This window comes from Vibrio nigripulchritudo ATCC 27043 (assembly GCF_000222685.1).
In the GTDB taxonomy this organism is placed as follows: domain Bacteria; phylum Pseudomonadota; class Gammaproteobacteria; order Enterobacterales; family Vibrionaceae; genus Vibrio; species Vibrio nigripulchritudo.
This window is the reverse complement of record NZ_AFWJ01000061.1, coordinates 1-10801: the sequence shown is the minus strand read 5'-3', so window position 1 is coordinate 10801 and position 10801 is coordinate 1. Positions and strand designations below refer to the sequence as shown.

15 protein-coding genes are annotated in these 10801 nt (G+C 44.7%); 4 read left to right on the top strand and 11 right to left on the bottom strand.

Annotated elements, in window-relative coordinates; all coding sequences use genetic code 11:
* The 3 genes from RH89_RS07265 to RH89_RS07255 form a co-directional block, all read left to right on the top strand.
* Positions 1-680, top strand: a 680-nt coding sequence (locus RH89_RS07265; RefSeq protein WP_004400667.1) for a pyridoxal-phosphate dependent enzyme, incomplete at its 5' end; no start/stop codon positions are given.
* The gene (gene trpA, locus RH89_RS07260; protein WP_004400666.1) at positions 680-1486 is read left to right on the top strand and encodes a tryptophan synthase subunit alpha; all 807 of its coding nucleotides are present in this window, start codon (positions 680-682) and stop codon (positions 1484-1486) included. The genes RH89_RS07265 and trpA, both read left to right, overlap by 1 nt.
* A 294-nt stretch (positions 1487-1780) precedes the next feature.
* Entirely contained in the window at positions 1781-3040 is a 1260-nt protein-coding gene (locus RH89_RS07255; RefSeq protein WP_004400665.1) for a dicarboxylate/amino acid:cation symporter, read from the top strand.
* A 46-nt stretch (positions 3041-3086) separates the two neighbouring features.
* Here the strand turns inward: RH89_RS07255 and RH89_RS07250 are convergent, their stop codons facing one another.
* The 6 genes from RH89_RS07250 to RH89_RS28645 all read right to left on the bottom strand — a co-directional run bounded on the left by RH89_RS07250 (position 3087) and on the right by RH89_RS28645 (position 7300).
* Positions 3087-3569, bottom strand: a complete 483-nt coding sequence (locus RH89_RS07250; protein ID WP_004400664.1) for a helix-turn-helix domain-containing protein — start codon at positions 3567-3569, stop codon at positions 3087-3089.
* Between the two features lie 241 nt (positions 3570-3810).
* Positions 3811-4851 (bottom strand): acyltransferase family protein, encoded by a 1041-nt coding sequence (locus tag RH89_RS07245; RefSeq protein WP_004400663.1) that lies wholly within the window; start codon positions 4849-4851, stop codon positions 3811-3813.
* Positions 4852-5190: 339 nt separating this feature from the next.
* On the bottom strand, positions 5191-5994 hold the full coding sequence (locus RH89_RS07240) for an alpha/beta fold hydrolase (protein ID WP_004400662.1): 804 nt from the start codon (positions 5992-5994) through the stop codon (positions 5191-5193).
* Positions 5995-6120: 126 nt separating this feature from the next.
* Positions 6121-6531: a nuclear transport factor 2 family protein gene (locus tag RH89_RS07235; protein ID WP_004400660.1), complete on the bottom strand. Its 411-nt coding sequence runs from the start codon at positions 6529-6531 to the stop codon at positions 6121-6123.
* Positions 6532-6619: 88 nt separating this feature from the next.
* Positions 6620-7012 carry a DUF6713 family protein gene (locus RH89_RS07230; RefSeq protein ID WP_004400659.1) on the bottom strand — a complete coding sequence of 131 codons (393 nt, stop codon included), beginning with the start codon at positions 7010-7012 and terminating at the stop codon, positions 6620-6622.
* Positions 7013-7048: 36 nt separating this feature from the next.
* The gene (locus tag RH89_RS28645) at positions 7049-7300 is read right to left on the bottom strand and encodes a methyltransferase family protein (RefSeq protein WP_080563970.1); all 252 of its coding nucleotides are present in this window, start codon (positions 7298-7300) and stop codon (positions 7049-7051) included.
* A 386-nt stretch (positions 7301-7686) separates the two neighbouring features.
* On the opposite strand from RH89_RS28645, the gene RH89_RS07220 reads away from it, so the two are divergent.
* Positions 7687-8337, top strand: a complete 651-nt coding sequence (locus RH89_RS07220) for an aspartate/glutamate racemase family protein (protein ID WP_038145218.1) — start codon at positions 7687-7689, stop codon at positions 8335-8337.
* Positions 8338-8344: 7 nt separating this feature from the next.
* Here RH89_RS07220 and RH89_RS07215 read toward each other — a convergent pair whose 3' ends face one another.
* From RH89_RS07215 to RH89_RS07195, 5 genes are all read right to left on the bottom strand, one after another.
* A complete protein-coding gene (locus RH89_RS07215) occupies positions 8345-8746 on the bottom strand; it encodes an MAPEG family protein (RefSeq protein ID WP_004400653.1) in 402 nt (133 codons plus the stop codon).
* 158 nt (positions 8747-8904) lie between these two features.
* Positions 8905-9099, bottom strand: a complete 195-nt coding sequence (locus RH89_RS07210) for a hypothetical protein (protein ID WP_004400652.1) — start codon at positions 9097-9099, stop codon at positions 8905-8907.
* A 50-nt stretch (positions 9100-9149) separates the two neighbouring features.
* Positions 9150-9836, bottom strand: a complete 687-nt coding sequence (locus tag RH89_RS28635) for a membrane spanning protein (RefSeq protein ID WP_004400651.1) — start codon at positions 9834-9836, stop codon at positions 9150-9152.
* A gap of 274 nt (positions 9837-10110) precedes the next feature.
* Entirely contained in the window at positions 10111-10332 is a 222-nt protein-coding gene (locus RH89_RS07200; protein ID WP_004400650.1) for an asparaginyl- tRNA synthetase, read from the bottom strand.
* Between the two features lie 146 nt (positions 10333-10478).
* On the bottom strand, positions 10479-10801 hold a 323-nt coding region (locus tag RH89_RS07195; RefSeq protein WP_004400649.1), incomplete at its 5' end, for a carbohydrate-binding protein.

Sequence of the window (10801 nt, the reverse complement as noted above, 5' to 3'; positions counted from 1 at the left end):
AAGCGCTTCGTGACTGGTCTGCCTCTTACGAAACCGCACACTACCTTCTTGGTACTGCTGCAGGTCCACACCCTTTCCCAACCATCGTTCGTGAATTCCAGCGCATGATTGGTGAAGAAACTAAGAATCAGATTCTGGCTCGCGAAGGTCGTCTGCCCGATTCTGTTATTGCCTGCGTAGGTGGCGGTTCAAATGCCATCGGCATGTTTGCAGACTTCATTGATGAAACCGACGTTGCTCTTATCGGTGTTGAGCCAGCAGGCTTAGGTATCGATACCGATCAACACGGAGCGCCATTAAAGCACGGTAAAACGGGGATCTTCTTTGGAATGAAAGCCCCTCTGATGCAAGATACTTATGGACAGGTCGAAGAGTCTTATTCCGTCTCTGCTGGTCTGGACTTCCCTTCTGTCGGGCCTCAGCACGCGCACTTGAACGCTACGGGTCGTGCTGAGTATGTCTCTATCACCGACGATGAAGCTCTGGATGCTTTCCAGGAACTGGCGCGCAACGAGGGCATCATTCCTGCTCTGGAATCTTCTCACGCACTGGCTTATGCCCTGAAACTGGCAAAAGAGAACCCAGAAAAAGAGCAACTCCTAGTTGTTAACCTGTCTGGGCGTGGCGACAAAGATATCTTCACAGTACACGATATTTTAGAGAAGAAAGGAGCGCTGTAATGGATCGTTATCAAGCTATGTTCGCCCGTCTGGCGGGAAAAAATCAGGGTGCATTCGTTCCCTTTGTTACGGTAGGCGATCCTAACCCGGCACAATCTTTGAGAATCATGCAAACCTTAGTGGATGCAGGTGCAGACGCATTAGAGCTAGGGATTCCATTCTCTGATCCACTGGCGGATGGTCCGACAATTCAGGGGGCAAACATTCGTGCTCTAGATTCAGGTACTACACCAGATATCTGCTTTGACAGCATCGCAAAAATTCGTCAGGACAACCCTGAACTGCCTATAGGTTTGTTGATGTACGCAAACCTTGTGTATGCCAATGGCATCGACAGCTTTTACGAGCGCTGTGCCAACGCAGGGATTGATTCGGTGCTGATTGCAGATGTGCCAACCAATGAAAGTCAGGAATTTGTAGAAGCCGCGCACAAGCACGGTATTCATCCAATCTTTATTGCCCCGCCAACAGCGTCAGACGACACCTTAAAGCAGGTCTCAGAGCTCGGTGGAGGTTACACTTACCTACTTTCACGTGCTGGTGTAACAGGCGCAGAAACCAAAGCTAACATGCCTGTGGGCGATATGCTGGATAAGTTAAACCAGTTTGACGCGCCACCTGCATTATTAGGTTTCGGCATCTCGGAGCCTGAGCAAGTTAAGAAAGCTTTGGAAGCAGGCGCTGCAGGCGCGATTTCTGGCTCTGCGGTGGTGAAAATTATTGAAGCTAACATTGCAGATGAAAACGCTATGCTGGCAGCCCTGTCAGAATTTATCTCTCCGATGAAAGCTGCCACTCAAAAATAACAACATAAACGCAACATTTACCTTAATGTTGCGTTTTTCTCTTCCCCTGTTTAACGCGATCTCTTGCCCCACTTTTCAACCGAATAAACAACCTAACTCATATCAAAAGCAAACGTTTGGCATGAATAGTTATTCAAAAAACCATCAAATATGAATTTTTTCTTACTTATTAGTCTGCGTTATATTGATCGCATTTCCAATTCGGTGTAAAAGACCAAACCAGATTTTCATCCGATATTTTTTAACATATCAGATGCAATATCTAGGTTTGACGATATTTATAGCACAGAGGTTATGGAAGTGTTAAAGAGTAAGGGTTTATTAGGCAATATCGGTGTTCAAGTCGTTATTGCTATGATTCTTGGTACCTTAGCGGGTGCTTTGATGGGCAATTCAGCATCTATGTTTGCGCCGTTGGGTTCAATCTTCATCGCATTGATCAAGATGCTAGTGATCCCACTGGTGGCAGTGGCGCTGATTTCTGGTGCAGCAGGTCTTGGTGATAGTCACTCAGCAGGGAAAGTGGGCATCTTTACCCTAGGGTTCTTTGCAGTTACGTCAGCACTGGCAGTGACGCTGGCACTGGCAATGGGTGAGATTTTCGAGCCGGGTATCGGTGTAGATGTATCTGGTGTTGAAGGCATGTTCTCAAACCAGTACGCATCAAAAGGTGAGTTGCCAACGTTCTGGGCAACCGTTATTGGCATGATCCCTACCAACGTTTTCCAATCTCTGAATGAAGCGAACATTCTTCAGATTCTGGTATTCTGTCTTTTCTTCGGGATTGCCGTATCTAAGCTGGAAAAAGAGCGTCGTGCTCCACTAATCAATGGTGTTAATGCCATCGTTGACGCAATGGTCTGGATGATCAACTGCGTGATGAAGATTGCGCCAATTGGTGTCTTTGGTCTGATGGCAGACGCAGTCGGTACTTTTGGCTTCAGTGCCCTTACCGTTGTGATTAAGCTCTTCTTCGTTTACGTGGCAGCCATTCTTATCTTTGGTTTCGTGGTTTACCCTGCTCTGGTACACGTATTCACTAAAACATCTGCTAAGAAATTCATCTCTGCGATGAAAAAGCCTCAAGCTGTCGCGCTTTCTACTGCATCTTCAATGGCGACACTGCCTGTTACTCTGGATACCGTTGAGCACGAGCTTAAAGTGCGTAACTCAACAGCGTCTTTCGCACTTCCATTGGGTGCGACCATCAACATGAGTGGTAACGCAATCTACTACGGTCTGGTAGCGATTTTCTTTGCTCAGCTGTTCAACGTAGATTTAAGCCTTGGCGCTTACGCTGCAATTATCGTGACTGCGACTCTTGGTGCGGTAGGTCAGGCAGGTGTTCCTGGTCCTTCGTTCCTTGTTGTAGCGGTACTTCTTGCGGCTGGGATTCCAATTGAAGGTCTTCCACTGCTATTCGCACTGGATCGTGTTTTTGACATGATTCGTACTGCGCTGAACATCACTGGTGACGCAGCTTGTGCTGTTATCGTTGACTCTTTGATTGATGAAGACGAGAAAGCCGCTGAAGCGAAGACTCAAAGCGCTTAATTAGCTTACGCCAGACAACAAGAAGGGAAGCCTCGGCTTCCCTTTTTTATTTCTTCATTCTCTTTTCGATTTCTCTTTTCTCCCAGTCGTCATCGAAAAAGCTGAATACCTCGAATACCTTCACCGCTTGCAATGCAATACTTAATCCCCAGCCTAACGCGACCCAAATCGTCCAAATATAACCTGGACTGGTGATGAGGTTGATGATGAACAAGAAGCCTATCGTTGCCACATAGCTCAGCAGGCTTGAGTAAAACTTTTTCAATCGTTTTACTTTTTTAGCTGCGTCTTTCTCTTCTGTTGAAATGACAATGTTTTCGTTACTCAGGCTTTCTGTATTGGTCATTGGTGTCTCCTGCTGCAAAGTATGAATATCAACTTCAAACACTGCGGCTAAAGATTTGAGTGACTCCATTCCGGGTTTGCTCCCCTGTTCTATTCTCTGAATGGTTCTGACACTTAATCCGCTCATCTGAGAGAGTTGTTCTTGAGACCACCCTCGGTCGGTTCTAAGAGCTTTCAAATTCATAGCAACGCCTTGTTGATGCAACTTACTTTAGCCGGATTTCGACCTGACATGGAACGACATCAAGCCGACACCAACCCGACAGTTCCTATTTTTCAATCAGTTAGCATAACTCACGGTAACTCCGGAGCATATTGCGAACATCTCAATTTCAGACGATAACATCAGAATTTTGCCTGGATGTCGAATAGAAAAAGGCAAAGCTTGAACCTGAACTTTGCCCAATATCTTGCCTACATGCGATTTACACATCACTCACTGTTGTGAGCTCTCTGTCTTTCTTAAAGCGTTTAGAGAACCAAAGATTTTCGATTTTTGTCGGAGCTTTTCCTAAACAGAGCACTCGGGTGATGTTGGTGCCTAGCAACAATCTTTCGGCAACAATTGGTCCTATGATTCCGGCTAGCAATGAAACAGCAAAAAGCAGGTGAGTATTCTCAACACCAACTTTGGTGAGGATGATTCGAAAAACCGCAGTAAAGAAAACATGGAAAAGATAAATTGAGTAAGAATACGCACCTATTCTGGCAAGCCACTGGCTCCTTCCGCGAACAGACAGTGCACCAATACAAAATACAGCTCCTACCAATAACCCATAGACAGATCGCTTGTCGTGCACATAAAGGTAGCCAAGCGCGTTCAGCATGAGCGATGCCGAAACCAAGATCAATAACATCCAACCGTGCCAAACCGAAAGATACCGAATCAAGTTAAACCTGTGTATCGCTACACCGAGCAAGAAGAATGGAAATAAGTAAACAGCACCAGACAAAGCAAAATACGGCACATCAAAGCTAGAGGTATACACAAAGGTCGCCAATCCAAAAACAGCCGAAAACAACAGTGGATTACTCAGGAATTTCAATGCTTCAAATATCGCTACGAACGCAAATATGATGAATAGCGCCTCTACAAACCAAAAATGTGCCACAGGTAAAACATGCAGCGTTGACCAATTGTATTGCTCAGCATTCGCACCAGGGGTGAATGATTGCAAAACCGCAAAGGACGTTCCTACAACCAGCATTGGGAAAAGTAATCGTCTCGTTTTTCCGGAGAAAAACTTTCGATAATCGCCATTAAACGGGCGATAGGCGTAAACCAAGCCCGATAAAAATGTAAAGATGGGCATCCTGACGTAGCCGAGGAGATCATTCACTTCTCGATATACGCCCTCTTCAAGCCTTAATCCATTAAAAGGTGTATTACCAACTACATGGTATGCCACAAGTAAAATACACGCGAAGCCACGCAGCGTGTCGATTGCCTGTCTGTCATTATTCATTTTTTGTTCTTCAGTAAAGAAGCCCGTGGGGCAAAAAGGGAAAGAAATTGGAAGGGACGATCTCAAGAGCGTAATTTGGCAAAGGAAGCTGCTCAGAAAATAGAGCAAGAGCGTAAACCTGAGTACCTCGCTGGAGACATTTCAATCTGTTCATAGATTAATTCGCCTTCCACCGAGTATTTCAACACGTGAAACCTGGTTATGTGACTGGTTTTATATTCATGTTTAACATGAATTTACTGAGCTTTTTATTTTATAAATATCATACTCTTAGTAAGACCAGTGGCAAAATAGTCTCACTTATGAAACATCGCAAAACTCACGCTTTCGTTGATAAGGTTATTCGTTAGACAAAGAACTGATGACCTGATGAATACTCTCGACCACGAGTGGGACGTTTTGCCACAGTACAAAGTGCCCCTCATCTGGTGGCTGAATGAGCTTAACAGACTGGTTAGGAAGTTTATTGATGGCGAATACAGAGTTGCCGGGATCGGCAATATCGTCCTCAACACCATGGACAATATTGATGGGCATAGTTAGGACAGACCAATCACGGGATGCCAAGAGTTCCAGTTCCTTAGACAGTGACATCATTTCTACGTTGGACTGATTCCATTCTGTAGGTAACACCCACTTTGCCAGCAAAGTATCTGCAATGCGGTTGTACCATTTGGGGTGTTCCAGTTCCGGATCAAACGCAGGAGCGACAAACACCATCCCACTAACCTGGTTAGGTGCAATAAGCCCTAACTGAAGAGCAATTGGTCCCCCCAGAGAGTGTCCAACTAATATATTCGCTTTGTCTTTGGATAAAAAAGGAAGAATGGCCTGAGCTTGCTTTAAGATAGATGGTTCTGGCAGTGGGTCAGATTCGCCATACCCGAGCCTGTCAATGGACACTAAGTCCGCACTTTTACGGAGATCCGGGTGCTCAAGATAAGCAGAATAGCCTTCTTTGGAACCGGGAGAACCATGAATAAAAAGAATCTGAACCTGTGTCTGTGGTGAAGTAACACTGGTCACGCCAAGCGATTCGGGCACGGAAACAGGCACGTCGCTATGACGCATTTGGGCACTGGCTACAACCACAATCAAAACAAGACCCAGCAACCATCCCCAATACTTCACTTTTCTTCTCACATTACGTTCTCTTTAGTTCCACTGACCTACCCAGCCTACAAGACGGGTACATACAAAATAAAACATGATTCGAACTTGCGCCCGAATCATGCTTATAAAGAACGAAATGTGTAGGAATTTATTTCACTAAACCGCGATTTCTTCCAGCGGCTTTACCCAGTTCTTGCGCCATTCAGGTGCCGGGTAGTCGTCTGGCCAAAATTCGGTCTGCTTAGTGATTCTGCCATTGAATACTGTATGGAACGTAATGGCTCGACCAACGACTTTACCGTCAGAAACGGTGACATCGCTGACAACCTGAGTGCCTTCTTCAATCAGGCTGTTTACCTGAAACGTCCATTTGCCCTCTGCTGGGTATTCACTATTGATAGAGGCAAAGTTCTCCTGCCCAACAATGAGTTCATTAGATTGTGGCCAGGAACATTCAAAATCTTCACTCAACCATCGTTTCGCCACATCATGAAAATCGTTTTCTGCCATGGCTTTCCAGTAGTTGGCGACCACTTGCTTGGGAGTTACATAAGAGGTTTTTTTCACTGAGATATCCTTTATCTGCTATTGGATTACAGTGCGTCTTTTATTAGGTTCTTTTGACCTAGTTATTTTTATTGCTCAGGCAGCGACACTACTCTGGCACAGACGGCACTTTTCCCTTGCCCGTCTGGAAAATCAGGAAGATGGCGCTTGCCAGAGTTCCTCCAAAGATCCACAGGTTAGACAAGAAAGAGTCAAACTCATATTGCTCATGAGTCATAAACGCGGAGTGCAATATGCCATGAATGACAATAAAAGTAGCCATCGCAGTTTGAAGTTTTTCGATCTTACTCAGAAATTCCGTCGGTAACATAACCATCATCACAAGAAACAGAGGAATATGCGCCGCGACAAACAATGTCATAGCATAATCCTGCGGTATCCAGACGGTAAGCGGAATCACCAACCACTCGTGGTGCATCATGGCGTCAATCTCGTGAATCACAAAGAAAGCAAACCCAAGAAAAAATAAAACGTTCTTCATATCTATCGTAATGTTCAGGGTCTGTTGACCCCCTGGTTAAATCCAACGACGGACTTGCGTTTGGTATTCTGGATAGGAGTCTGGAAAAAGTTCTGTCAGGAACCTTTCTTCTGGCAGAATCTGAAATTTCGTTATGTACGCAACAAACACCGCGCAAAACGTAAAAGAAAGCCAGTTATTGAACAGTATGCCTAGCCCCAAAAGCGCAAGTAACATTCCGAGATACATAGGGTTTCTTGTGTACTGATATATGCCCGTTGTTACCAGAGAGGTCGTTTTCTCTGTCAGCGTAGGATGGAACGTTGTCTTCTTTTGTTAAAGGCAATCAAGCCAGAAGTGGCAAGCAAAATGCCAAGCGTAAACAATAGAAAACACAGCAGATATGTCACAAGATTGTGTTGTTGGAATATTTTCGCAGCAGGCAACATCCACATACTTATGGCGCAAGTGAATGCGATGATTGGAGGAGGAATCTTCAGCTCAAGTGCCTGCATTGACTTCCCTATCAGTTTTCCCGATAAGCTCAAACTACCCGAATCAAATCCGATTGAAAAGAGTTGATATGCCTATATGATAAGAAATGTGCAATTTGGCATAACATTCGTACTTTTTTGAATAAAAATATTTACAATACGCATGCCAACTAAACCCTTAATTTCAAAGAGGTTTAACTATTGAAAGAATACGACATTGCGTTTCTGCATACCGCAAAGATTCACGTTGATACTTTTACCAAACTTACCAGCCAAATGGCACCAGACTTGCGCCAGATCCATCGAGTTGAACCTGAGCTGTTAAGTAAAGCCGTGTCAGAAGGATTGAATCACTCTGTAGTTGCAAACACCGGAGAGATATTACGCGATTTAGCCAGTATCGCGAGAATCACAATATGCACTTGCTCTACGCTGGGAAGCATCGCTGAACAGCTGGCGTCGAGAGAAAAGTTAGATGTTAGAAGAATCGACCGGGCAATGGCAGATGTTGCCGTCGGTCATCAAAAAATTCTGGTTCTGGCGGCATTAGAAAGTACGTTACCGCCCACCAGGCAGTTGCTGGAAAGTTCAATGCATACGCAATCGTCGATGGTGGACATTCACTATCATCTGATTGAACAGGCTTGGGAAGACTTCCAATCCGGCGATATGCCTGCGTATTTAACGAAGATAAGAAATGCAATTGTGGACCAGCAGTCAGGCTATGACGTCATTGTACTGGCACAGGCATCTATGGCAGGAGCAACAAATGACCTGGCTGCCCAAATTCCGGTGCTGAGTAGCCCGGAAATTGGGGTAAAAGCAGCAGTGAAGACGCTATTGAATCTATAAGAAATGGCTAGAACGCCATCAAACCTACAACAAACAGCCCTACTAAACTCAGTGCTGTTACCGCGAACACCACACTGCGAGCAATTTTAAAATTGAGGTAATAGCAGAACATGTGAGCCACGCGAGAGCCAAAATAAATCGAGGCAAGCAAGTTGACCCAATACGGGGATGCCGAAGTTAAAACAGCAAACAGAGTGACAAGAATAAAAATGGCAATACTTTCATTGGTGTTCAGATGTGCACGCGCAACACGAAACAAGACATCATCGTGGTTTGACGCGATAGTGTGCCCGGGTTTGTGCTTTTTGATAATACCGACAACATCCGCAATCAGAAGCTGAATAAACATCAACGCTCCCATTAAGCCCACAACCAACACAGTGGTCTGATACTCCGCTAAATAGATCATATGAATCTTCCTTGATATAAAGATGCCTACAAACTTACCCTGCCACTGAAGAATATCCAGCACATACCTATAGAAATTATGAAAACTGAGAGAAAGAAACCAAAAAAAGCCATTGCTTCACACAATGGCTTTTCATAATTATCTCTCGATAGTGCTGATCAGTTTTTCATACGTTCCTGGTATTCTTCATAACTCATCTTTGAATCTTGCATGCACTGCTCGTATTCCAGCTTGTCGGCAATACTCTGGCACTGATTCTGTTGGGAACTGCGAGTGCCGTAATACGCCTGAGGACCAGAGCATGCAGCGATCAACATTACAACTGATGCTACGGTGATAATCTTAACTTTCATGTCTTGAGTCACTTCCTTGAAACCATTTCATGGGTTTGTCACGGAATAATTTAGACCACTTCACCCTGCTTTGGTTCATCAACTTCCAGGAAGCAGTAAACACGGAATGTGTAAGCTGTGATCATGACCATTAGAATAGTGCTGATTGCTCCAATAACAAAGTCTACAACCGCATTTTCTAACTCAAGTATGCCAACCAGAGAACCCAACAGATAAGTCGGCATTGCCTGCAACAGAGCCACCAGCAAATAGCCACCGAGAATTGGCCATTGGAATTGCTTGGTCGCATTCCAGCTTAAAGTTAATGACTCAGTGTACGATTTCTCTTCAAGCACACAGAAATAGTCTGCTAGGCAGAATCGTCCGATAAGATAGATTCCTGGAATGATCAGCAGCATAAAGCCGAAAAATACCGCTATACCCATAACGATGTACATGACCAGTAGCCTGACATAAGCATCACTGCCGTGACGGTAACACTGTCCTGTTGTTAAGTTTGCCCCGTCATATCGCGATTTCAGAAGAACCACAATCGCAGCCTGATACAAAGGAAGAAGAACAAAAGGAGCAAGGGTAAGAAGAGAGCCCTGAAGCGCAGTTATATTTTTCAAGTCAATAGGGATGACTGCATTAAACAAGTCGACAATGCATATCACTGGCAGCATGACGAGCGTTATGGCATACAAGTGACGTCGATAGTAATTCCAAGACTCCTGAATGATCTTAAAAATGTCCATGTTTTTCCTTTGCAACTTAAAATGCAGCCTCAAAATATAGTGTTTAACACGATCTTTCAAACATTTGTCTTTTCTAAAGTGTGTAATTTTGTAGCTTTGGTACAGTTCGCAAAACTCATGTGCGTTTATTGAACTGTGAAGGAAAACGAAAAAAGCCCCTATCCGGGGCAAGACTCACTTACAGAGAATTGAAATTGGCGCAACTCAGGCACAGGCGATATGGGGGTTGTGTGCCTGACTGATGCACCTCTTTAAAGTATTAACACGCTTTGATTCAGGAAGTTTCGTTAGCGGAGTCTTCTGCCTTACTGGCTGCTCTGACGGCTAAATAGCAGATGACAACCATAAAGAGTGGAATGACAGCGGCTGCCGTTTCAACCCAGGCAAAACCCAGAAAGCTCTTAGCCAGTATCAGATGACCGAATACCAACATCAGGGCACATACAATAGCGACAACAATCAATTTTATCTCTTGAGAGGCGGTATGCTTGCTCATGGGAAGACTCCTTAACTTAACCACCCCTTTTATGCCATACAGAACCTAAAACGCTGTAGAACAGTTACTTCGAAAAAGAACCGAACAGTTAAAAAAACGCCTCAAATCACTTTGAGGCGTTTGTTGGTTCTTGATGTTTGTTCAGATTATCTCCAGACACCCCACTGACCAGTCGTACCAGGTTCTTCACCTCGGGTATGCCACTGTGCAGTCCACGTTTTGCCAGCGTGTGTTACCGTATCACCCTCCTTATAAACTTTGGTTGCACTCCATGCATCTGTTACCGGAGGCGTAGGGTCCGTCGCTTTGATAAGAGACAGCTGATAGGTAGGCTCTGCATTCGTTGCATGAACCTTGTTCGCCAGCACATTTGAACTGTCGTACATGTAGTGATTCATTTCAGCATGCCAGATACCAATGAACCACTTACCTTTGTTCTGGTCATTGAATTGAGTGGCAATCAAGCCCG